The organism is Nonomuraea ferruginea, assembly GCF_039540635.1.
Classification (GTDB): Bacteria; Actinomycetota; Actinomycetes; order Streptosporangiales; family Streptosporangiaceae; genus Nonomuraea; species Nonomuraea ferruginea.
In genome coordinates this window covers 24,714-46,664 of the sequence record NZ_BAABFD010000009.1, presented here as the reverse complement: position 1 = coordinate 46,664, position 21,951 = coordinate 24,714, and the positions used below count along the sequence as shown (strand labels likewise).

22 protein-coding genes are annotated in these 21,951 nt (G+C 73.7%); 11 read left to right on the top strand and 11 right to left on the bottom strand.

Annotated features, from left to right (window positions below; translation table 11 throughout):
• Positions 1-20 precede the first annotated feature (20 nt).
• Positions 21-1,136 carry an alanine dehydrogenase gene (gene ald, locus ABD999_RS18280; protein ID WP_271279114.1) on the top strand — a complete coding sequence of 372 codons (1,116 nt, stop codon included), beginning with the start codon at positions 21-23 and terminating at the stop codon, positions 1,134-1,136.
• On the opposite strand, the gene ABD999_RS18275 is transcribed toward ald, so the two are convergent.
• The gene (locus tag ABD999_RS18275) at positions 1,133-2,560 is read right to left on the bottom strand and encodes a tetratricopeptide repeat protein (RefSeq protein ID WP_271279113.1); all 1,428 of its coding nucleotides are present in this window, start codon (positions 2,558-2,560) and stop codon (positions 1,133-1,135) included. The two genes, ald and ABD999_RS18275, sit on opposite strands and share 4 nt — an antisense overlap.
• A gap of 53 nt (positions 2,561-2,613) precedes the next feature.
• Positions 2,614-3,480 carry a sulfite exporter TauE/SafE family protein gene (locus ABD999_RS18270; protein ID WP_271279112.1) on the bottom strand — a complete coding sequence of 289 codons (867 nt, stop codon included), beginning with the start codon at positions 3,478-3,480 and terminating at the stop codon, positions 2,614-2,616.
• A 135-nt stretch (positions 3,481-3,615) separates the two neighbouring features.
• Between ABD999_RS18270 and ABD999_RS18265 the strand changes: the two genes are divergently transcribed.
• Entirely contained in the window at positions 3,616-4,239 is a 624-nt protein-coding gene (locus ABD999_RS18265) for a methyltransferase domain-containing protein (RefSeq protein ID WP_271279111.1), read from the top strand.
• A gap of 4 nt (positions 4,240-4,243) precedes the next feature.
• On the opposite strand, the gene ABD999_RS18260 is transcribed toward ABD999_RS18265, so the two are convergent.
• From ABD999_RS18260 to ABD999_RS18240, 5 genes are all read right to left on the bottom strand, one after another.
• Positions 4,244-4,615: a VOC family protein gene (locus ABD999_RS18260; protein ID WP_271279110.1), complete on the bottom strand. Its 372-nt coding sequence runs from the start codon at positions 4,613-4,615 to the stop codon at positions 4,244-4,246.
• A complete protein-coding gene (locus ABD999_RS18255) occupies positions 4,615-5,088 on the bottom strand; it encodes a Clp protease N-terminal domain-containing protein (protein ID WP_271279109.1) in 474 nt (157 codons plus the stop codon). The genes ABD999_RS18260 and ABD999_RS18255 overlap by 1 nt, the downstream gene beginning before the upstream one ends.
• An 8-nt stretch (positions 5,089-5,096) precedes the next feature.
• Positions 5,097-5,294, bottom strand: a complete 198-nt coding sequence (locus ABD999_RS18250) for a helix-turn-helix domain-containing protein (RefSeq protein ID WP_271279122.1) — start codon at positions 5,292-5,294, stop codon at positions 5,097-5,099.
• A gap of 111 nt (positions 5,295-5,405) precedes the next feature.
• The gene (locus tag ABD999_RS18245; RefSeq protein WP_148034132.1) at positions 5,406-6,053 is read right to left on the bottom strand and encodes a response regulator; all 648 of its coding nucleotides are present in this window, start codon (positions 6,051-6,053) and stop codon (positions 5,406-5,408) included.
• Positions 6,050-7,162: a sensor histidine kinase gene (locus ABD999_RS18240; RefSeq protein WP_271279108.1), complete on the bottom strand. Its 1,113-nt coding sequence runs from the start codon at positions 7,160-7,162 to the stop codon at positions 6,050-6,052. Before ABD999_RS18240 ends, ABD999_RS18245 begins: the two co-directional genes overlap by 4 nt.
• A gap of 95 nt (positions 7,163-7,257) precedes the next feature.
• Between ABD999_RS18240 and ggt the strand changes: the two genes are divergently transcribed.
• Positions 7,258-8,994 (top strand): gamma-glutamyltransferase, encoded by a 1,737-nt coding sequence (ggt, locus tag ABD999_RS18235; RefSeq protein ID WP_271279107.1) that lies wholly within the window; start codon positions 7,258-7,260, stop codon positions 8,992-8,994.
• 73 nt (positions 8,995-9,067) lie between these two features.
• Here ggt and ABD999_RS18230 read toward each other — a convergent pair whose 3' ends face one another.
• The gene (locus ABD999_RS18230; protein WP_187281371.1) at positions 9,068-9,244 is read right to left on the bottom strand and encodes a hypothetical protein; all 177 of its coding nucleotides are present in this window, start codon (positions 9,242-9,244) and stop codon (positions 9,068-9,070) included.
• 104 nt (positions 9,245-9,348) lie between these two features.
• Between ABD999_RS18230 and ABD999_RS18225 the strand changes: the two genes are divergently transcribed.
• Entirely contained in the window at positions 9,349-10,131 is a 783-nt protein-coding gene (locus ABD999_RS18225; protein ID WP_271279106.1) for an SURF1 family protein, read from the top strand.
• Positions 10,132-10,133: 2 nt separating this feature from the next.
• On the top strand, positions 10,134-10,436 hold the full coding sequence (locus tag ABD999_RS18220; RefSeq protein WP_187281369.1) for a DUF3817 domain-containing protein: 303 nt from the start codon (positions 10,134-10,136) through the stop codon (positions 10,434-10,436).
• 19 nt (positions 10,437-10,455) lie between these two features.
• Here ABD999_RS18220 and ABD999_RS18215 read toward each other — a convergent pair whose 3' ends face one another.
• The 3 genes from ABD999_RS18215 to ABD999_RS18205 all read right to left on the bottom strand — a co-directional run bounded on the left by ABD999_RS18215 (position 10,456) and on the right by ABD999_RS18205 (position 12,710).
• Complete coding sequence (locus ABD999_RS18215) at positions 10,456-10,647, bottom strand: hypothetical protein (protein ID WP_148034129.1); 192 nt, start codon at positions 10,645-10,647, stop codon at positions 10,456-10,458.
• Between the two features lie 94 nt (positions 10,648-10,741).
• Positions 10,742-11,821, bottom strand: a complete 1,080-nt coding sequence (locus tag ABD999_RS18210) for a protein kinase domain-containing protein (RefSeq protein WP_345482803.1) — start codon at positions 11,819-11,821, stop codon at positions 10,742-10,744.
• A gap of 46 nt (positions 11,822-11,867) precedes the next feature.
• A complete protein-coding gene (locus ABD999_RS18205) occupies positions 11,868-12,710 on the bottom strand; it encodes an arylamine N-acetyltransferase family protein (RefSeq protein ID WP_271280023.1) in 843 nt (280 codons plus the stop codon).
• A 72-nt stretch (positions 12,711-12,782) separates the two neighbouring features.
• Between ABD999_RS18205 and ABD999_RS18200 the strand changes: the two genes are divergently transcribed.
• Genes ABD999_RS18200 through ABD999_RS18175 form a run of 6 tightly spaced genes read left to right on the top strand, consistent with a single transcriptional unit; the run spans position 12,783 to position 21,947 of the window.
• A complete protein-coding gene (locus tag ABD999_RS18200; protein ID WP_271280024.1) occupies positions 12,783-13,466 on the top strand; it encodes a response regulator transcription factor in 684 nt (227 codons plus the stop codon).
• Entirely contained in the window at positions 13,463-17,698 is a 4,236-nt protein-coding gene (locus tag ABD999_RS18195) for a DUF4153 domain-containing protein (RefSeq protein ID WP_271280025.1), read from the top strand. Before ABD999_RS18200 ends, ABD999_RS18195 begins: the two co-directional genes overlap by 4 nt.
• Positions 17,699-17,709: 11 nt before the next feature.
• Positions 17,710-19,245 (top strand): N-acyl-D-amino-acid deacylase family protein, encoded by a 1,536-nt coding sequence (locus ABD999_RS18190; RefSeq protein ID WP_261808823.1) that lies wholly within the window; start codon positions 17,710-17,712, stop codon positions 19,243-19,245.
• 36 nt (positions 19,246-19,281) lie between these two features.
• The gene (locus ABD999_RS18185) at positions 19,282-20,361 is read left to right on the top strand and encodes an alanine racemase (RefSeq protein WP_271280029.1); all 1,080 of its coding nucleotides are present in this window, start codon (positions 19,282-19,284) and stop codon (positions 20,359-20,361) included.
• The gene (locus ABD999_RS18180; RefSeq protein ID WP_148034124.1) at positions 20,358-20,738 is read left to right on the top strand and encodes a RidA family protein; all 381 of its coding nucleotides are present in this window, start codon (positions 20,358-20,360) and stop codon (positions 20,736-20,738) included. Before ABD999_RS18185 ends, ABD999_RS18180 begins: the two co-directional genes overlap by 4 nt.
• A gap of 12 nt (positions 20,739-20,750) precedes the next feature.
• Complete coding sequence (locus ABD999_RS18175) at positions 20,751-21,947, top strand: hypothetical protein (protein ID WP_271280026.1); 1,197 nt, start codon at positions 20,751-20,753, stop codon at positions 21,945-21,947.
• Positions 21,948-21,951: the final 4 nt, after the last annotated feature.

Below are 21,951 nucleotides of genomic sequence, written 5' to 3'. Positions count from 1 at the left end.
TCCGAAAGGACAGACAGCCCATGAAGATCGGCGTACCTGCCGAGGTCAAGAACCACGAATACCGCGTCGCCGCCACCCCGGCCGGGGTGCACGAGCTGGTCGAGCGCGGCCATGACGTGACCGTCCAGCGCGGCGCGGGCGAGGGCTCGCACATCACCGACGAGGAGTATCTCGCCGCCGGAGCGAAGATCCGCGACAGCGCCGACCAGGTGTGGGCCGAGGCCGACCTGGTGCTCAAGGTCAAGGAGCCGATCGCCGAGGAGTACCACCGGCTGCGCGAGGGCCTGGTGATCTTCACCTACCTGCACCTCGCCGCCTCACGGCCCTGCACCGACGCGCTGCTGGCCGCCCGCACCACCGCCATCGCGTACGAGACCGTGCAGGTCAACGGGGCGCTGCCGCTGCTCGCGCCCATGTCGGAGGTGGCGGGCAGGCTGGCGCCGCAGGTGGGCGCGTACAACCTGATGCGGTTCAACGACGGCCGCGGCGTGCTGCCCGGCGGCGTGCCGGGCGTGGCCCCCGCGAAGATCGTCGTCATCGGCGGCGGCGTCTCCGGGCTGAACGCCGCGCAGATCGCCGTCGGCATGGGCGCGGACGTCACCGTGCTCGACACCAACGTCGACCGGCTGCGCTTCATCGACGCCGTCTACCAGGGCAGGCTCAAGACGCTGGTGTCGACCGCGTACGCGATCGAGCGGGAGGTCCTGGCCGCCGACCTGGTCATCGGCGCGGTGCTCATCCCCGGCGCGAAGGCCCCGACGCTGGTCTCGAACGAGCTGGTCGCCCGCATGAAGCCGGGCTCGGTGCTCGTCGACATCGCCATCGACCAGGGCGGCTGCTTCGCCGACTCGCGGCCGACCACGCACGCCGAGCCCACCTACCGGGTGCACGACTCGGTCTTCTACTGCGTGGCCAACATGCCGGGCTCGGTGCCCAACACCTCGACCTACGCGCTCACCAACGCCACGCTCCCGTACGCGCTCAAGCTGGCCGACCTGGGCTGGAAGGACGCGCTCAAGGATGACGCGGGCCTCGCGGGCGGCCTCAACACCCACGACGGCGCCCTCACCAACGAGCCCGTCGCCCAGGCGCTCCACCTGCCGCACACCAAAGTCGCCGACGTCCTGGCGGCCTAGAACCCGGGCATGCGGGCGTCGGCGCCGTCACGTGCGGCGCCGGACAGCCCGAGCCTGCCGCGCAGCTCGCGCGCCGTCGACAGCACGTGGGCGACCTCCACCGGGCTGGGCCACGGGGCGCTGCCCGGGCGCAGCAGCGTGCCGCGCACCGACGCGAGGTGCTCGACCGCGCTCGCGTGCAGCCCGCTCCGCGCCACCAGCCAGGCGATCACCTCGCCGTGGTCGAGCAGCGGCCTCGTCACCAGGTCCCAGGTGCCGAGGATCTCGTTCAGCTCCGCCACCTCAAGGGCCACGCCGCCACGGCGATCGGTCGCCAGCGCCGCCAGCTCGGCCCTGGCGGCCAGCTCCGGCTCGGCCGTCCGGTCCCAGACGGGCGGCGGCGGGTCGGTCAGCCACTCCTCGGCCTCGGCGCCCCGGCCCGCCGCCGACAGCAGCCCGGCCAGCTCCAGCGCCGCCTGGTGGTGGCCGGCCAGCGCCGCCTGCCGGAACCAGTGGCGGCCGCCCTTCAGGTCGCCGAACTCGGCGATCAGCAGCAGCCCGAAGTTGAACGCCGACTCCGGGTCTCCGGCCGCCGCGCCCCTGCCGAACCAGTGGCTGGCGCCCTTCGCGTCGCCCAGCTCCACGCAGACGAACCCGGCCATCCGCTGGCCCTCCAGCCGACCCGCGTACGCCGCCTGCTCGTACCAGCCCCTGGCGGTGCGCAGGTCGCGGCGCGACAGCGCGATGGCGCCGAGCTGGACCGCCGCGCCGGGATGCTCGCTCTTGGCGGCCAGCCGGTAGTAGGCCTCGGCGCCCTCCGGATCGCGCCCGGCCTGCAGGAGCAGGCCCAGGCAGTAGGCCGCGCCGGCATGACCGGCCCGGCAGGCGGTCTCCCACCAGCGCACGGTCTCGGCGTCCTCGCCCGCCGAGTAGGCCAGGAAACCCAGGTCGTGCGCCGACGCGGCGTCGCCGCCCGCCGCCGCCTGCCGGTGCCAGTCACGCGCCGCCACGAGCTCGCCGGTGTCTTCGCAGATCAGCGCCAGCCTGCGCGCCGCCGTCCGGCTGCCCGCCTGGGCCGCGCGCTCGAACCAGATCCTGGCCCTGCCGGGGTCGCCGCGCTGCTCCTGCAGCAGCGTCGCCAGGTTGACCGCCGCCTCGGCGTCACCCGCCGCCGCCGCGCGTTCGTACCAGCCGAGCGCCTCGTCGAGCGTGCCGTGCTTCTCGTGCCACAGGCCCAGGTTGTAGGCGCTGTCGACGTTCCCGGCCCCGGCCGCGGACTCCCACCAGTGGCGGGCCGCGCCGCGGTCGCCGCGCTGGGCGTAGAGCCTGCCGAGCCGGTGCGCGGCCTGGGCGTCGCCCCGCTGCGCGGCCATCAGCAGCTCCGCCTCGTCACCCACGCGCGGCGCCGGGACGGCCGGCCTCGTCGCATCACCTTGCCAGAGCATGCCAGAAGGGTGGCATGTGATCGCCCGATTGCGAACCGTAATCGCCGAGCGCCTCAGGAGAACTTGATTATCCCGGTGAACATGCCCATGCCGCAGGCGTAGCGGAGCGTGCCCGGCGGCTGTGGCGGCAGCCGCACGGTCGCGGGCAGCGCCAGGTCCCGCCCGGCGAACGCCACGGTCTCCGTGCAGCCCCGGTCGACCAGCTTGAACACCACCTCGACCGGCACCCCGGCGGGCGCCTCCACCGCCGCCGGACGGTAGCCGTCGCGCAGCGCCCAGATGGTCACGACAGGGCTCCGCGTGCCGGTCGTGGTCGCGGTGGCGGGCAGCCAGCCCCCGAGGTTGACGCCCGTGCCGACCGTCCACAGCCCCGCCGCGACGGCCAGCACCGCCGCCGCCCTCGCCAGTCTCGTACGGGTGACGCGCCGCAGCAGCCAGCCCAGCAGCGCCAGCGCGGGCGCGGTGCCGAGGACGAACCCGGCCATCACCGCGGCCCCCGACAGCGCCGAGCCGCTGGTGATCGCGACCAGCTCCATGCCGATCGTCACCCCGCACGGCACCAGGATCGTGGCGGCCCCGAGCAGCGGCGGGCCCAGCCCGCCGAACGCGCGGCGCGGCGGCTGGCAACCGGGGCGGCGGTAGAGCCTGACCGCGAACGCGATCACCATGAGGCCCGCCGCCACCAGCAGCACCGCCCGCGCCTGCGGCGGCGGCTTCACCGCCGAGCCCGCGAGCCCGAGCAGCGCGCCCGCCGCCGTGTAGGACAGCAGCCGGCCCGTCAGGAACCACCCCAGCACCACCCGGTCGCGCTCCCCGGTCAGCCCGACGAGCAGGCCCCCCTGCACGGCCGTGCACGACGCGGTCCCCGCCACCAGACCGGCGACGAGACCACTGCCGAACAGGGCCGCCGCCTGCATCATCGTCCCCTCCGCCGAAGGTCTCCTCCGAACGTAACGGCCCTGGCCCGGACGCGGCCAGTGACAGTTCTTTCACCCTCCGTGCCGTTTACCTCCTTTGCTTCCGTTCGCCGTCCCGTACGCCCGAGGATGTGCGTCATGGACTGGCAGACCTGGCACGACGCGTACGACCTCCCCGGTTCGTGGCTGGCGCGGCGGCTGCGGGCCGTCCAGGAGCGGGTCGGGGCGGCGCTGGACGCCTGCGCCCCCGGCCCGGTGAAGGCGATCAGCCTGTGCGCCGGCCAGGGCCGTGACGTCCTCGGCGTGCTGGCCGGTCATCCCCGCCGTGCCGACGTACGGGCGCGCCTGGTGGAGCTGGACCCGGGCAACGCCGCGATCGCCCGGCGGGCGGCCGCGGCGGCGGGCCTGGACCAGGTCGAGGTGGTGACGGCCGACGCCGCCCGCACCGACTGCTACGAGGGCATGGCGCCCGCCGATCTGGTGCTCGCCTGCGGGCTGTTCGGCAACCTCACCGACGAGGACGTCCGGCGCACCGTCGGCTACTGCGCGCGGCTCTGCGCCACCGGCGGCACCGTCATCTGGACCCGGCACCGCACCCCGCCCGACCTGGTGCCGCTGATCTGTGAGTGGTTCGGCGAGCGCGGCTTCGAGCTCTCGTGGCTGTCGGACCCGGAGGCGGGGTTCGGCGTGGGCGCGCACCGCTTCACAGGGCGCCCCGAGCCTCTGGTGCCGGGCGAGCGCATGTTCACCTTCGGGCCGTGAGGGTTCAGAAGACGCAGAACTCGTTGCCCTCGGGGTCGGCCAGCACCGTCCACTCCTCGCGCCGGTCCAGCACGGTCGCCCCGAGCCCGGCGAGCCTTTCGGCCTCGGCCTCCCGGTCCTCGGCCTGAAGGTCGAGATGGAGGCGGTTCTTGCCCGCCTTGCGCTCCGGGACCCGCTGGAACCACAGCCGCGGAGGCCCGCCCTCCACCAGGACCGTGGGGTCGTCCTCGGGGTCGTCGATCCCCTGGGCGCGCAGCCTGGCCAGCTCGGCGTCGTCGTACGGAGCCACCTCGTAGCCGTCGAGCGCGGCGGCCCAGAACCGGGCGAGCGAGGCGGGGTGCGCGCAGTCGACCACCACGTCACGCAGTCCGGCCATCAGGCGGCCCGCTCCAGCCGGGAGCGGACGGCGGCGCGGTCGACGCCGAGGTGGTCGATCAGCTCCGCCACCGGGTCCGGGTGGCGCTGGTCGAGGAGCGCGAGCAGGAGGGCGCTCGGCCCGGTGCGGTCCCTGGTCTTGCGGGACGTGGCCTTGACGGCCTGGTTGATGACGGCGCGGGCGCTCGACGTCAGCGCGGTGCCCGGCAGCGACGGGTGCCTGCGCGGCCTGGCGTCCGCCACGGAACCGGGGTCGACGCCGATGGCCCGCAGCGCCGCCCGGTCCAGCTCGTCCAGCGCTGCCCTGGCCGCCTCCGCTCGGACCCCGAACGCGCCGGCCGGCGGCCCCGACGGGTCGCGCAGCACGCCGAGCAGCAGGTGCTCGGTGCCCATCCGCCGGTCGCCGCGCCGCCTGGCCTCTTCCATGGCGGCCTTGACGGCCACCGCGAACGGGCTCTTCTCCATGCCGAACATGCCTGGCCTCACTTCCCGTACTTGGCGTGCACCGACTGGCGTGACATGCCGAGCGCGTCGCCGATCTGCTCCCACGTCCAGCCCTGCTCGCGGGCGAGCGCCACGGAGACGGCCTCGACCTGCTCGGCGAGGCGGTGCAGGGCGCCGACGGCCCTCAGCCCTACGGCGGGGTCGTTGGACCTGATGCGCTCAGAGAGTTCTCCCATGTCCACGCTGTCAGGCTAGGCTGACAATCAAGTGGCTGTCAACCTAGCCTGACGAAAACCCGTCCGACCTGGTGCCGCTGATCCGCGGCTGGTTCGAGGAGCGCGACCGGGTCACAGCCAGCCCGGTTTCACCAGGCCGGACTCGTACGCGATCACCACCAGCTGCGCCCGATCCCGGGCGTGCAGCTTCATCATCGCCCGGCTCACATGCGTCTTGGCCGTGGCCGGGGACATGAACAGCTTCGCCGCGATCTCGTCGTTGGTCATGCCGCCGCCGACCAGGGTGAGCACCTCGCGCTCGCGGTCGGTGAGCTGGTCCAGGTTCTCGGCGGCCAGCGGTTCCTTGGCGCGCGACGCGTACTCGGCGATCAGGCGGCGGGTCACGCTCGGCGACAGGAGCGCCTCGCCGGCCGCGACCACCCGCACCGCCTGGATGAGCTCGGCCGGCTCGGTGTCCTTGACCAGGAACCCGCTGGCCCCGCCGCGCAACGCCTCGAAGACGTACTCGTCCAGCTCGAACGTGGTCAGGATGATGATGTGCGGCCCCTCCGGCATCTGCCGGGTGGCGGTGAGCCCGTCCATGCCCGGCATGCGGATGTCCATGAGCACCACGTCGGGCCCGTGCTCGCGGGCCAGCCGGATGGCCTCCGCGCCGTCGGCGGCCTCGGCGACCACGCCCATGTCGGGCTGGGCGTCGAGCAGGGCCTTGAAGCCCGCCCGCACCAGCGCCTGGTCGTCGGCGAGCAACACCTTGATCATGCTTTCTCCTCGGGAAGGGGCAGGCGGGCCGCGACCCGGAAGCCGCGGCCTGATGGACCGGCCACCAGCGTCCCGCCCAGCGCGACGGCGCGCTCGCGCATGCCGGGGATGCCGTTGCCGCTGCCCTCTCCGGCCAGCACGGGGGGTGTGGTGGAGCCGCCGTCGGTGACTTCGATGACCAGCTCGCGGGCCCCGTACGCGAGCAGGACCGTCACCGCCGCGCCGGGGGCGTGCCTGGCGGCGTTGGTGAGCGACTCCTGGACGATCCGGTAGGCGGCCCGCTCGACCTGCGGCGGCAGCGCGCGCGAGCCGGCGCGTTCCAGCGTCACGTCCAGGCCGGAGCGCTCGAGCAGCTCGTCGAGGCGGTCCAGCCCGGCGGTGGGGGAGCGGGGGGCGCCGTCGCGCAGCACGTTCAGCACCGAGCGCATCTCGCCGAGCACCTCCTTGGAGGCGGTCTTGATCGTGGCCAGCGCGGTGCGTGCCTGCTGGGGGTTGTCGTCGATGAGGTGCAGCGCGGTCGAGGCCTGCACGTGGATGAGCGAGATGTTGTGCGCCAGCACGTCGTGCAGCTCCTGCGCCATGGTCAGCCGCTCCTCGCTGGCCTGCCGCCTGTTCTCCTCCTCGGCCGCCCGCTGCTGCTGGGCGCGCCGCTCCCTGACGATCCTGGTCAGCTCCGCCACCACCATGAGGAGCAGGACGAACGCGGTCACCGCCAGGTCGTGGAAGAGCCCCGTCGGCTCGCCCGACCGGATGTAGCCGTAGGTGATGAAGACCACGATGGTCACCCCGGCCATCACCCACGCCTTGACCCGCTGCCCCAGGGTGACGAGGGAGAACAGCAGGATGATCGGCGACAGGTAGACGGGCCCGTACGGGTATCCGGACCAGGTGTAGGCGTAGGTGGCCGCGAGCGCGGCGACCGCGGTCCCGACCGGATAGCGCCGCCGGAGCAGCACGCCCACCGGCCCCACCAGCAGCAGCGCGACCGCCAGCCAGTCCAGCGGCTCGCGGAAGTCGCGCTGCCCCCAGTACGCGCCGTACGAGAGCACGAGCTGGGCGGCCGCCACCACCAGCGCGTTGTACGGGTCCAGCACTGACTTCTTGCGCACGACCACCACGCTAGGCCCGGGTGCCGGCCGGCGCATCCCCCGGGTGTCGCAGGGGGCCCTACCGCCCGGGGCGTACCTAGGTCATCGTGGAGTCCATGCGCCACGTGATCGTTCCCGCAGCAGCAGTCCTCGTCACCCTGGCCCCCGCCGCGCCGGCGGTGGCCGGACCACATCACCAACCGCAGAAGGTCCCGGTCGCCGAGGGGTACGGAGGCGCGGTCGCGACCGTCGACCTCGACGCCTCCAAGGCGGCCGTCGACGTGCTCAAGAGAGGCGGCAACGCCGTCGACGCCGCCGTGGCCGCCGGCGCGGTGCTGGGCGTCACCGAGCCCTACTCCGCCGGTCTGGCCGGCGGCGGCTTCATCGTCTACTACGACGCCCAGCGCCGGAAGGTGCACACCATCGACGGCCGCGAGGCCGCGCCCCGGGCCATGACCGCCACCTCGCTGGAGGGCATCCCCTTCGAGGAGGCGGTCACCAGCGGCCTGTCGGCCGGCGTGCCTGGCGCGGTCGCGCAGTGGGACCTGGCCTTACGCCGGTTCGGCACGATGTCGCTGAAGCAGGCGCTCCAGCCGGCCGTCACGGTCGCGTCCAGGGGATTCGTGGTCGACCAGACGTTCCACGACCAGACCGCGCAGAACGCCGCCCGCTTCAAGGACTTCACCTCCACGGCGAAGCTCTACCTGCCGAACGGCGCGCCGCCGCCCGTCGGCTCCGTCTTCAGGAACCCCGAGCTGGCCGCCACCTACCGCGAGCTGGGCCGGCGCGGCACCGGCTGGCTGTACGGGGGAGAGCTCGGCAAGGAGGTCGTGGCCACGGTCAAGCGTCCGCCGGTCGCCCCCGGAGCCACCAGGAACGTCAGGCCCGGCCTGATGGAGCTGCGCGACCTGCGCGACTACCGCGCGCTGATGCGCGAGCCGACCAGGTCCGGCTACAAGGGCCTGACGGTGTACGGCATGGCGCCGCCGTCGTCGGGCGGATCGACCGTGGGGGAGGCGCTCAACATCCTCGACGCGCTGCCCGAAACCGGGGTGCACGAGTATCTGGAAGCGTCCAGGCTGGCCTTCGCCGACCGCAACGCCTACGTCGGCGACGTGCCTGGCGTGCCGCTGAAGGAGCTGCTGTCCGACGGCTTCGCCAAGGAACGCGCCTGCCTGGTCGGCGACCGCGCCATCGCGCACCCGGCCGCTCCCGGCAGCCCCGACGGCTCGTACGAGACCTGCCCGGCGCCGCAGGGCACCGCCGCGGAGACCACGGCCGAGGGCCCGGAGACCACGCACCTGGTGGTGGCCGACCGGTGGGGCAACGTGGTCGCGTACAACCTGACGATCGAGTCCACCGGAGGCAACGGCATCGTGGTGCCGGGCCGCGGCTTCCTGCTCAACAACGAGCTGACCGACTTCACCTTCGGCCCGGCGCCGGGCGACCCGAACCTGCCCGCCCCCGGCAAGCGGCCGCGCTCGTCGATGGCGCCGACGCTGGTGTTCGACCACGGCAGGCCGGTGATGGCGCTCGGCTCGCCGGGCGGTTCCACGATCATCACGACCGTGCTGCAGATCCTGGTCAACCGGTACGAGTTCGGCATGTCGCTGCCCGAGGCGCTGGCCGCGCCCAGGGCGACGCAGCGCAACACCGCGCAGACGCAGGCCGAGCAGGGCTTCCTCGACCGCTACGAGCAGGAGCTGGAGGCCAGGGGCCACGACCTGGTGCTGAACCCGGAGATCGGCGCGGCCACCGCGCTGGAGTTCCTCCGCGGGGACCGCGTCCAGGCGGTCGCCGAGCCGTCCAGGCGCGGCGGCGGCAGCGCTCTCGTGGTGCGTCAGCGCCGCTGATCAGAGGGCCCGGGGCATGACGAAAACCCGCCACGGTCCGTGGCGGGTGGCCCCCCGTGACGTGAAGGGAGGTCTACCGCAGCAGGAGGAACGCCGCCACACCGATGACGGCGACGACGACGACCACCGCGATGATCGGCAGAACCGGCGACTTCTTGGCAGCGGAGGCGGCAGACTCCTGCTCGGACCGCTGCGCGAACGCGCGGAACTGCTGGGTGTTGCCCGCGGGATCGATATGCTGGTCAGACATGGCCAGCAGCCTAGCGTGATCGCCTGCCGCATTTGCGCGTTTTATCGCCTTCCCTGCGGCGGGCTGGTTACGAGACCGGTCACGTGGGCGGATACTTTTAATCCATGCTCAAGACCCTGCTCTCGCCGCGCCTGCTTGGGCTGCACCTGCTCACGATCGGGGTCGTGATCGCGTTCATCATGCTGGGCCGCTGGCAGCTCGGCGTGTTCGAGGACTCGGGGCGGCCGATGATGACCACCGACCCCGCCCCGGTCCCCGTCACGGAGCTGGCCCCCCTCGGCGCGCAGATGCAGGGCACCGCCGTCGCCCGCAAGGTCACCGTCGAAGGCGTCTACGAAGCCGGCCGCCAGCTCCTGGTCGCCGACCGGCGGCCCGACGTCGACGCGCCCGGCGGCAAGGTCTCGCGCGACCACGGCTACTGGGTGCTGACCCCGATCAGGCTCGACGACGGCACGCTGATGCCGGTGGTGCGCGGCTGGGTGGCCGACGCCGCCGACCCCGCGGCCACGGCCGTGCCGGCGGGCCGGATGAGCGTGCCGGGCCGGCTGCGCCCGCAGCAGGGCAGCGACACCGTCCAGCGCAGGCAGGAAGGACTGCCCCCCGGCCAGGTGCAGACGGTGGCGACCGGCGAGCTGGTCAACCTGTGGCAGGGCGAGCAGGTGCGCAACGGCTACGTCGTGGCCGAGCCGCCCTCAGGCGCGCTCACCCAGGTCGCCTCGCCGCCGCCGATGGCCGGTGGCGAAGTCACCTGGCGCAACCTCGCCTACGCCGCCAACTGGTGGATCTTCGCGGGGTTCGCCGTGTTCATGTGGTTCCACTTCGTACGCGACGCCGTACGAGCGGATCGGGACCGTGAAGAGTCCCCCGAAATGGTTCTGGAAGGTTAACGGTGGAATCGGCTCTCAAGCCCTTCCGGGTGCTCGCCTACATCGTCGGCGTCATGCTGCTCGTGCTCTGCGGCGGCATGGTGCTGCGCTACGGCTTCGACATCCCCGGCCCGTCGAAGGTGATCTCGCCCATCCACGGCGGCCTCTACATGCTCTACCTGGTCGCGGTGATGAACCTGGGCATGAAGGCCCGCTGGGCGTGGCCCTACATGCTGGGCGTCATGCTCGGCGGCACCGTGCCGTTCCTGTCGTTCTACGTCGAGCGCCGCGTCACCCAGCGGGTGGCGACGGCGGCGGAGGCCTGAGGGCCCCCGCCGGATCGCCTCAGCGGCCGATGCCGCGCCGGCGGGCCCTCTTGAGCCGCTCGCGCTGCGACGGGTCGAGCATGAAATAGCCGACCACCGGGGCGGCGACCACGCCGAGGACGACGAGCAGGGTCAGCCAGCCCGGAAGGAAGATCCACGAGAACAGGACTGCCACGCCGGCGCCGATGGCGTACTTCTGGATTGGCGACATACTCAACATCCTCCGAACGCGGAGCGCACGCCCCGCCTCTCCCACATTCTGCGTCGTGCGGACAACGAGCGAGCCCACCGCCGGGGTTCCCCGATCACGATATATCGCAACGGGCCAGTACGTCGAGCAGCTGCCGCCGCAGCGCCTCCGGCGTGGGCCGCCCGGCCGGCGGCCCTGACAGCAATCCGACCAGATACGGCGCCAGCGGCCCCGCGCGCAGCAGCGACGCGCCGGGAGCGGGCGGCCTGCCCTCCACGGCCAGGAACAACGTGGCCCCGAGCGCCCACAGGTCGCCCGCCGGACCCGGCACCACCTCCGGCGGCAGGTAGGCGGGCGGCGGCGCCGGCACCGGCGGCGGGACCAGCGCGGCCCGGCCCTCGGCGTCGATCAGCACGGTGCCCGGCTGCACCCCGCCGTGGTGCTCGCCGCGCCCGTGCCACGCGGCGAGCCGGTCGAGCACCGCCAGCCCCACGCCCGCCACCCGCGCGGGCGGCAGCGGCCCGTCGGCCGCGACCACCTGCTCCAGGGAGCGGTCCGACGCGAGCCGCCCCAGCGTCCACTCCAGCGCGTCCACCGGCGGCACGGCCGGCGTGAGCATCGCCCTGATCAGCGCCCGGAGCGGGTCCGAGGCCTCGGCCGGCACCTGGCCGGGCGGCCTGCCCTCGACCGCGAAGTGCAGCGTGGCGGCCAGCGACCACAGATCGGCGCCCGGCCGCATCCCCATCGAGGGCAGCCCGAACCCGGTCAGCAACGCCCGCCCGGTCGGCGACAGCAGCACGTTGCCCGGCTGCACCCGCCCGTGCACGATCCCGGCCGCGTGCGCCGCCGTCAGCGCCGACAGCACGTACACGCCCACCCGGGCCGTCTGCCGCACCGGCAGCGGACCCCGCCCGCGCACCGTCTGCTCCAGCGACGAGCCCTCCGCGAACGCCGTCACCAGCCACGGCTCGCCGCCCTCCACCGGCACGTCGAGCAGCGGCGCGATCGCCGGATGCACGAACCCCACCGTCCGGCGCGCCTCCCGCACCGCCGTGTCCAGGCTCCCGGCGGGGGCGCGCAGCCGCCGCACCACCACGTCACGGTGCTCCACCTCGTCGAAGGCCAGCAACAGCTCGCCCCCGCCGAGGGGGTTCAGCAGCCGATAACGCCCCGCGAGCTTCCCGGTGTCTCCCATGGCCACGTGCACCAGCGATACGCCTCCCGACGAGCTGTGTACCCCGTCAGGCAAGCCACGCCTCATGCGCGGCGTGCAACCTGCCCCACAGCTTCTCCTTCTCCCTGCCGCTCACGTCCTCCAGCGGCAGGGAGAAGACGTCGGCCAGCGCGGCGAAGTAGTCGCGGGCGCTGTCCAGCGTCACCCTGTCGGCCCCCACGCCGAGCCGCGACAGCACCAGCCCGCGCAGGCTGTCGATTCCCCGCGCGTCCCGCCGCTGCACCACCGCGACCCGCACGAACCCCGACTCCGGCGACGTGGTCAGGTGCTCGTGCTTGGCCGCGAAGTCCGCCATCACGGCCGGTTCCATGCCGAAGTCCATGCGGATGAACGAGCCGCTCGGGTCGTGGTCCAGCCGCCACCCGCCGGGCGCCAGGTCCGACGGGCGCAGCCCGTACTCGTGCGGGCCCTGACGGTAGACGCCGGAGACCAGCGGGAGCGGCTCGTGCAGCCCGTCGCCCAGCCCGACGTCCGCCAGCCAAGCGCCACCAGGGTTGGTCTCGTCCGGCAGCCCCGACACGGTCAGCACCAGGTGGTTGCCGGTGATCCCCGGCTCCTCGCCCCGGCCCTGCGCCCCGCCCACATGACGCGTCACCGCGTAGCCGAGCTTCGCCAGCAGCTCGGAGAACGCCCCGTTCAGGTGGTAGCAGTAGCCGCCGCGGCCGCCGAGTATCCGGCCCGCCGACTCCAGCGGATCCACCGTCGTGGGCCTGCCCAGCCAGATCTCCAGCACCTCGTACGCGACCCGTTCCACGTGCGCGGTGTGCAGGGCGCGCAGGGCGGCGGCGGAGGGCGCGGCGTGCTCCAGTTCGGGCAGGCCGAGACGGCGCAAGTATCCAGGGATGTCCACTGCCCAAGTCTGCACCGGATGTGCACGAATTGGGGAGTGCCGTCTGCACACCCCGCTTCTAGGCTCTCGATTGTGACGCAGCGGCGACGCATTCTCGTGGTGGAAGACGACCAGACGATCGCGCTGGCCGTGCGCGACCGGCTGGCCGCCGAGGGGTTCCAGGTCAGGACGGCCGGCGACGGGCAGACCGGGCTCGCCGAGTTCGACCGGGCCGAGCCCGACCTGGTGATCCTGGACCGGCTGCTGCCGGGGCTCGACGGGCTGGAGGTGTGCCGCAGGATGCAGGCCGCCCGGCCGGTGCCCGTCCTCATGCTGACCGCGCTCGGCGAGGAGACCGACGTGCTGGTCGGGCTGGGCGTGGGCGCGGACGACTACCTGGCCAAGCCGTTCAGCATGCGCGAGCTGGTGGCCAGGATCCACGCGCTGCTGCGCCGGGTGGAACGGGCCGGACAGCTCGCCGCCGAGGACACCGTGATCAAGGTGGGGGAGGTGCGCATCGACACCGCCGCCCGCCGGGTCTTCGTCCGCGGCGCCGAGGCCCAGCTCACCCGCACCGAGTTCGACCTGCTGCGCCGCCTCGCCGAGCGGCCGGGCCAGGTGTTCGAGCGGGAACGGCTGCTGTCGGACGTGTGGGGGTTCTCCGAGGCGGCCGCCACCCGGACGGTCGACAGCCATGTGCGGGCGCTGCGCCGCAAGCTCGGCTCCGACGTGGTCCGCACCGTGCACGGCGTCGGCTACGCGCTGGTGCGGCCATGAGACCGCTCGACTTCCTGGGCCGGATCAAGGTCAAGCTCGGCATCGTCATCGTGCTGGCCGTCGCCACCGCGTTCGTGGTGAACGAGGTCGGCATCAACTCGGGGCTCTCGCGCGAGGTGCGCATCGGCGTGGCCGTGGCGCTCGCCCTCATCATGGTGCAGCTGCTCGCCATGGGCATGACCAGGCCGCTGCGCGAGATGGCCAGGGCCGCCCAGACCATCGCCAAGGGCCGCTACTCGCTGCGCGTCCAGGCCACCTCGCGCGACGAGGTGGGCGAGCTGGCGCGGGCCTTCAACGCGATGGCCGCCGACCTCGGCGAGGTCGACCGGCAGCGCCGCGAGCTGGTCGCCAACGTCAGCCACGAGCTGCGTACGCCCATCACCGGCCTGCGCGCCGTCCTGGAGAACGTCGTGGACGGCGTGTCCGCGCCCGACCCCGTCACCATGCGCACCGCGCTCGCCCAGACGGAACGGCTCGGCCGGCTGGTCGCCCAGCTCCTCGACCTGTCTCGGCTCGACTCCGGCGCGCGGCTCATCGAACCGGAGGCGGTCGAGCTCCGGCCCCTGGTGGAGCAGGCCGTCCTGGAGGCGGCGCTGGCGCGCGAGGACGTCCGGCTCGCCACCTCGGTCCCCGCCGGGCTCGTGGTCCTCGCCGACCCCGACCTGCTGGCGCAGGTCCTGGCCAACCTGCTCGACAACGCGGTACGGCACAGCCCGCCGGACGGCACGGTCACCGTGACCGCCTCGTCTTCCGGGGCCGGTGTGTGTCTCTCCGTCGCCGACCGGGGGCCGGGCATCCCGGCGCCGGCCAGGGCGCGCGTCTTCGAACGCTTCTCCAGGCTCGACGCCGGGCGCACCGCCGACGGCGGGGGCGCCGGGCTGGGCCTGGCCATCGTCAAGGAGATCGTCGAACTGCACGGCGGTTCGATCCGCATCGACGACTGCGCGGGATGCCGCATGCTCGTCGACCTACCAGGGAGGACTGCGATGGCGCCCGAAGAGGCCCGCCCGCCACGTTCCCAAGATCCCGCGCCTTCCCCCATCACGGCATCCGCCTCCACCTCGACAGATCCAGCCACCGCCAACCCCGAACTGGCCGGCGCCGTACCGGCCGGCGCCGCGCTGGCTGGCGCCGAACCGGCCGATCCCGAACCCGCTGACGCCGAACCGGCTGGCGCTGTGTCGGCTCGGGCCGTGCCTGCGAGTTCCGGCGGCATCGATGCCCTGCGCGTCGACTCCACGCTTACGACCGCTGGACGTGCCGAGGCTTCGGATGCCGACCCCGCGCCGCCCACGCGGGCCGGTTCGGAGTACGTCGGCTCGGGGCGGTCTGATGCGTCGCATGCCGGGTCCGGTCTCGCGTATGCGTCCGGGTCGGTCGGCGAGAGTTCGGGGGGCGTTGATGCGCTCGCGGTGGAGGCCGGGCAGGAGGGCTCGGCGAGTTCCGGGCGGCCCGACCCCGCTGGGGCGGGCTCCGCGCTGGGTGACTCCGGATGGTCTGACGCGTCGCGTGCCGGGTCCGATCTCGCACACGCGCCCGGGTCGGCTGGCGCCATGGCGGCGAGTTCGGGGGGCGTTGATGTGCCTGCAGTGGACGCCGGGCAGGAGGACTCGGTGCTGCCTAGTTCCGGGGGGTCCGATTCCGCGCGGGCGGGCTCCGCGCTGGGTGACTCTGGACGGGTCAGCGCGTCGCGTGCCGGGTCTGGTCTCGCGCACGCGTTGTCCGGGCGGGCCGGCTCCGTGCCGGTGGGCGGCGATGCTTCACGGGCCGGTTCCGCGCTCGCGGGTGCTGGGGGCGACCCTCTGGGTGTGGGCTCTGCGGCCGCCGCGCGGGTGAGGGCCGGGCGGGGTGACGTGGTGGGTGTCGGTGGGGATCCGGGGCTTTCTTCAGCGGGGCGGGGTGGCTCCGGGGTGGTGGGCGGCGTGCCGCCGGTGCCGGGGGATGACTCGCCGATCAAGGGGCTGGTCAAGATCGTGGCTGGGGGGATCGTCGGGCTGGCCGTGGGGTTCGTGGCCGGGCTGCTCGCCGCCGCTTTCGCGAGCGTGATCTTCGGGGACTCGGCCGCGGTGGTCACGCTCGTGTGCGTCACCGCGTTGTTCGGGGCCATCGGAGCGTCGCTGGGCGCCAGCGCGGCCCGCCGCGCCGCCGAGCACGCTCACCTGGTCGCGACGTACGGGCCGGTCGCGCAGGCGTACGGATCGGCTGGTCCGGGCGGGGAGGCCGGGCTGGGCGGGCGTGCGCAAGCGGGTGCGAGCGGGCAGACGTACGCGGCAGCCGGTGCGGGTGTGCAGGGGTACGGCCCGGTCAGTTCAAGCGGACAGGTGCCACCAGGCGGGCCGGGGTCCGCTGGACAGCACGACCCGGGATCCGCAGGACAGCTCGGGCCGAGGCCCGGAGGGCAGCTCGGGTCGGGATCTGCAGGACAGCACGGATCGGGGTCCGCAGGACAGCACGACCCAGGAGCTGCAGGGCAGCACGGGTCGGGATCCGCAGGGCAGCTCGGGTCGAGGTCCGCTGGGCAGCACGGGTCGGGATCCGCAGGGCAGCTCGGGTCGAGGTCCGCTGGGCAGCTCGGGTCGGGATCCGCTGGGCAGCACGGGTCGGGATCCGCAGGGCAGCATGGGGCGAGGTCCGTAGGACAGTACGGGGCGGCGTCCGTAGGGCAGCACGGATCGGGATCGGCGGGTCAGTACGGGCTGGGAGCGGGCAATGCGTACGGGCCGCCGCCGGTTTATACGCCGCCGCCGCTTTTCCCGCGGCCGGAGCTGCCCGAGACGCCTCGGTGGCTGTTGCCCACGGCCGGAGGGGCGGGGGTGTTCGCGGCGATCGCGCTGCCCGATGCCCAGATCGGGCTGGGGATCGTGCTGGTGTGCGTGGTGCTCGGGGCCGCCGCGCTCCCGGCCGTCGTACGGCGGATGACGCCGTGGACGATCGCGTTCGGACTCACCTCGTACTGGCTGATCGCGATGGCGGCCGTCAGGGACGCCGACTGGCTGGTGACGATCCTGCTCCTGGCGGGGGCGGGGCTGGCCGCGCTGGCCGTGTCGGGTGCGGGGCTCGGATGGCTGGGCGTCATCAGGGGAGGCGCCTCCATCCTGCTCGCGTTCGGCCCGCTGCCCTGGTTCCTGGCCGCGCCGCTGAAAGGCCTGGCGGCCAGGCGGCGGATCCTGCCGACGCTGACCGGGCTCGGCATCACGGCGGTGCTGCTGGTGGTGTTCGGGCTCCTGTTCTCCTCGGCCGACCCGGTGTTCGCCTCCTACGTGGAGCGGCTGACCACCACGCCCGACTGGGCGGAGTCGCTGCCGGCGCGGATCGTGCTGTTCGCCGTGTTCGCGGCGCTGCTGGCGGCGGTGGTGCTGGTGGCGCTCCGGCCGGTCGCCGACCCCGTGGGCCCCGACATCAAGATGCCCGTGAGCAGGTCCATCTGGCTGGTGCCGCTCACCGCGGTCAACCTGCTGTTCGCGGCGTTCGTCGCGGTGCAGATCACCGCGCTGTTCGGCGGCGACGCGTGGGTGCTGAAGACCGCGGGTCTCACCTACGCCGAGTACGCCAGGCAGGGCTTCTTCCAGCTCGTCGTGGTCAGCCTGGCCGTGCTGGGCATCGTCGCGGTGGCCGCCGGCGTGATCAAGACCGAGCGGCGGGAGCGGTGGGTGCTCGCCGGGCAGCTCGGCGTGCTCTGCGGGCTGACCATGGTGGTGCTGTTCTCCGCGCTGCACCGGATGGACCTCTACACCGACGCGTACGGGCTGTCCCGGCTGCGGCTGTCGGTGGAGGCGACGGTCTACTGGCTGGGCGCGCTGTTCGCGCTGGTGCTGCTCGCCGGGGCGGGGCGGCTCGCCGGCCGCGGCTCGGGATGGCTGCCGCGCACCATCGTCCTGGTGACCGGGCTGGCCCTGGGCGCCTTCGCGGTGGTGAACCCGGACCTGCGGGTGGCGGAGTCCCAGGTGGCGGTGCGCGGCGTGCAGAAGCTGGACTCGGACTACCTCGGCGACCTCGGGGCCGAGGCGGTCCCGGCGCTGGACCGGCTGCCGGAGCCGCTGCGCAGCTGCGTGCTGGCCGACGTCGTGGCGGCGAACGGGCTGGACCGGCCCGACTCGTGGAACGGCTGGAACCTGGACAGGACCGCGGCCCGCGCCCTCCTCGCCGAACGCCCGATCATCGGCAAGGATCTCTCGGACCCGACGCTGACGCGTTCTGACGGGTCGTGTTTCGTACAGGCTCCTGGTGGTTGAATCTTGGGGTGATGTTCGACGTAGTCATCAGCGGCGGGCGGGTGCTCGACGGCACCGGAGCTCCCCCGTACCGGGCGGACGTGGGGATCACCGGTGACCGGGTCACGGCGGTCGGCCGGCTCGACGGCGCCGGGGCGGCCGCCGAGATCGACGCGGCCGGGCGGCTGGTGGCTCCTGGGTTCGTCGACTGCCACGTGCACGGCGACGCGGTGGTGTTCGACCGGTCGGTGCAGCTCGCGGCGCTCCGGCAGGGCGTGACCACGTTCGTGCTGGGCCAGGACGGGCTGTCGTTCGCGCCCGGCTCGGCCGAGACCGTGGCGTACGCGTCCCGCTACTTCGCGGCCGTGAACGGCCCGCTCGGCGAGGGCCCGCTGACCGTGGCCGAGCTGCTCGGCGGCTACGACCGCGCGGTCGCGCTGAACACCGCCTACCTGCTGCCGCACGGCACGATCCGCTACGACGTGATGGGCGCCTCGCCCGCCCACGCCTCCCGTGACGACCTGGCGCTCATGCTGGCGGCGGTCGAGCGCGGACTGTCCGAGGGCGCCGTGGGGCTGTCGAGCGGCCTGGAGTACCTGCCGGGACGTTACGCGGGCGCCGACGAGCTGGCCGAGCTCTGCCGCCCGCTCGGCGGTCTCCCGTACGTCACCCACATGCGCGCCTACGGCGCCAGGGCCGAGACCGGCATCAGTGAGGTGGTGGAGATCGCCACCCGGTCCGGCGCGGCCGTGCACGTCTCCCACCTGCACGGCCCGGCCGACCTGCTGCTGCCGCTGCTCGACCGGGCGCAGGCCGGGAGCGTCGACCTCACCTTCGACACCTACCCCTACCTGCGCAGCAGCACGATCCTGGCCATGGTGGCGCTGCCGCCCCAGGTGCCCGCCGCCGACACCGAGAGAGCCCTGGAGATGCTCCGCTCCGGAGAGCTCGACTCCTGGTGGCCGGAGCTGGAGCGGACCTGGCCGCGGCTGACCGTCTCGCACGCGCCCGGCCTGGAATGGTCCGAGGGCATGACCATGGTCGCCGCGGCGGAGCGCGCGGGGGTGGAGCCGGCCGAGTTCTGCCGCCGCCTGCTCGTCGAGACCCGCCTGGAGGCCGGCTGCGTGTCGGCCCGTCCCGACGAGGGCCCGGCGGGGGAGGAGTCGGTGCGCCGCGTGCTGCGCCACCCGTCGCACACCGGCGGCTCCGACGGCATCTACGTGGGCGGCCACCCGCACCCGCGCGGCTTCGGGGCGTTCGCCCGCTTCCTCGGCCGTCATGTCCGCGAGCTCGGCGACTGGACGTGGGAGCAGGCCGTGGTCCACCTGTCGTCCCACCCGGCGCGGCGGTTCGGGCTGGCGGACCGGGGGCTGCTGCGTCCCGGGTTCGCCGCCGACGTGGTGGTGCTGGACCCGCGCACCGTCGCCGACAGAGCCACGTACGAGGCGCCGCGCACGCTCGCCGCCGGGATCGGCGACGTGCTGGTGTCGGGGGAGCGGGTGCTGGCGGACGGCGAGCTGACCGGGGCCACTCCCGGCAGGGCCCTCCGGCCAAGATCCGCAGGATAAGGTCAGAACCGGGCAGAGGGGGAGTGTGTGCCGGAGATGCTGGGGCGTTCGGTGTTCGGCGGGGAGCTGGGCTTCCCGCTGATGGTCGTGCACCGCGACGCGCTGCACCACAACATCGCCACCATGGCCGCCTTCGCCCGCGACCACGGCATGGAGCTCGCCCCGCACGCCAAGACCCACATGTCACCCGAGATCTCCGCCCGCCAGCTCGACGCGGGCGCGTGGGGGCTGACCGTGGCCACGCCCGCGCAGGCGCGGACGGTGCGCGGGTTCGGGGTCAGCCGGATCATGGTGGCCAACCAGGTCGTGGACCCCGCGGGGCTGCGCTGGGCGGCCGCCGAGCTCGACGCGGACCCCGGGTTCACGCTGATGTCCTTCGTCGACTCCCCGGCGGGAGCCGACCTCCTGGCCGCCGCCGCCGGCTCGCGGCCGTTCCAGGTGCTGGCCGAGCTGGGCCACCCGGGCGGCAGGGCGGGGTGCCGTACGCTCGACGACCTGCTGGCGCTGGCCGCGCACGTCCAGCGGACCGACGGGGTCGAGCTGGTGGGGGTCGCCGGGTACGAAGGATCGCTCGCCACGGCGCAAGAAGTCCGGAAATATCTGGATCTGTTGCAGGAGGCCGTCGAACACCTCCGCATCCGCACCCCCATCCTCACCGTCGGCGGCAGCCAGTGGTTCGACGTGATCGGCCGCCACCTGGTCGCCACCCATGCCAAGGTCATCCTGCGCAGCGGCGCCTACGTCACCCACGACGACGGCTACTACCGCGAGCGCACCCCGTACAACCGGATCGACGGCGAGCTGCGCCCCGCACTGGAGGTGTGGGCGCACGTCCTGTCGACCCCCGAACCCGGCCTCGCGGTGGTGGGCATGGGCAAGCGCGACGCCCCGTACGACGAGGGGCTGCCCGTGCCCAGGCGAGGCGGCGTCACCGTCGTCAAGATGCAGGACCAGCACACGATCGTGCGCGCCGACGGGCTCAGGCCCGGCGACCTGCTCGCGTTCGGCATCTCCCACCCGTGCACCGCCTTCGACAAGTGGCGCGAGCTGCCCCTGGTCGACGGCGACTACCGGGTTGCCGGCACCATCACCACCCGTTTCCAGGAGCAGCCGTGAAGAAAGAGCTGAGAACGACCGAGGGCGCCGCCCCCATCGGCGCCTACTCGCAGGGGCTCGTCGTGGGCGACTTCGTCTACACCTCCGGCATGGGTCCGCTCGACCCGCAGACCGGCGAGCTCGCAGGCGACGACATCGTCACCCAGACCCACCAGGTGATGCGCAACCTCGGCGCCATCCTGGCCGCCCACGGCCTCGGCTTCGACGACGTCGTCAAGGCGACCGTCCACCTCCAGCACCTCAAGCGCGACTTCGCCGCCTACAACGAGGTCTACCAGTCCTACTTCACCCAGCCCTACCCCGTACGCACCACCGTCGGGTCGCAGCTGCTCGACATCCTGGTGGAGATCGACTTCGTCGCGCACAAGAGCGCCTGAGGGACGCCCGTCGTGGACAGTTCGGTGTTCGCCTTCGTCGAGGACCTGCGCGGCGAGGGCGTCGAGCGGGTGCTCGACAGGATCAGCGGGTACGGCGCGGCCGGCGTCACGGTCGGCGCCGTCCACCACGCCGCCCGCGACGTCACCCCGCACGGGCTGTCCCGGCTGACCGTGCGCCGCGACGGGGCCCACTTCCCCCCGCCCGGCGACCTGTTCTCCAGCCTGCGGCTGCGGCCGCCGGCCGGACACCAGGACGCCTTCGACGGGCTGCGCGAGGCGTGCGGCGAGCGCGGCCTGCGGCTGCACGGCTGGACCGTGTTCCTGCGCAACGCCACGCTCGGCGAGGCGCACCCCGACGTGACCGTGCGCGACTGCTTCGGCGACCGCGGCTCGCCCGCCGACCTGTGCCCCGCCCATCCTGACGCGCGCGCGTACGCCGTCGCCCTCGCCAGGGCGGTGGCCAGGCTCGGCGTCGACTCCGTGGTGGCCGAGTCGCTGCACTTCAGGCCGCTGCGGGCGGAGCGCTCGTTCGTGCCGCTCGGGCCGATGGACGCCTGCATGTTCGGGCTCTGCTTCTGCGACTACTGCATGCGCCGCGCCGCCGACCTGGGCGTGGACGCCGAGGTGGCGCGCGAGGAGTGCGCGAGGATCCTCGGCGGCGTGCTCGACGGCGACCCGCCCGCGCAGGGCGAGGTGACCAGGGCCGCGCTCACCGCGTACGCCGGGCCCGACGTCGTCGCCTACGCCCGCGCCCGCTCCGAGACCGTCACCACCCTCGTCTCCGAAGTGGCGTCGGCCGTCGGCGACGAGGGGTCGAGACTGGTGTTCGCCGACGCGACCGGCGGCGTCAAGGGCTACCGCGACGGGCTGCCCACCCCCGGGCTGGCCGCCCACGACGCCTGGCAGCTCGGCGTCGACCTGGTGGCTCTCGGCGACCTGGTGCCCGCCTTCGCCGTGCTCGCGTACGCGCGCGACGCCGCCAGGGTGGCCGACGACGTCGGCGCCTACCTGCGCTCGGTCGGCAAGGACCGCGAGGTGCGCGCGGTGCTGCGGCCCGGCTACCCCGACACCGACTCCGCCGACCGGCTGGTCGCCAAGGCCCGCGCGGCCAAGGCGGCGGGCGCGTCGGCGGTCGACTTCTACGCCTACGGCCTCATGCCGCACCCGGTGCTCGACCGCATCCCGGCCGCCCTCTCGGAGATCCGCTGACCTG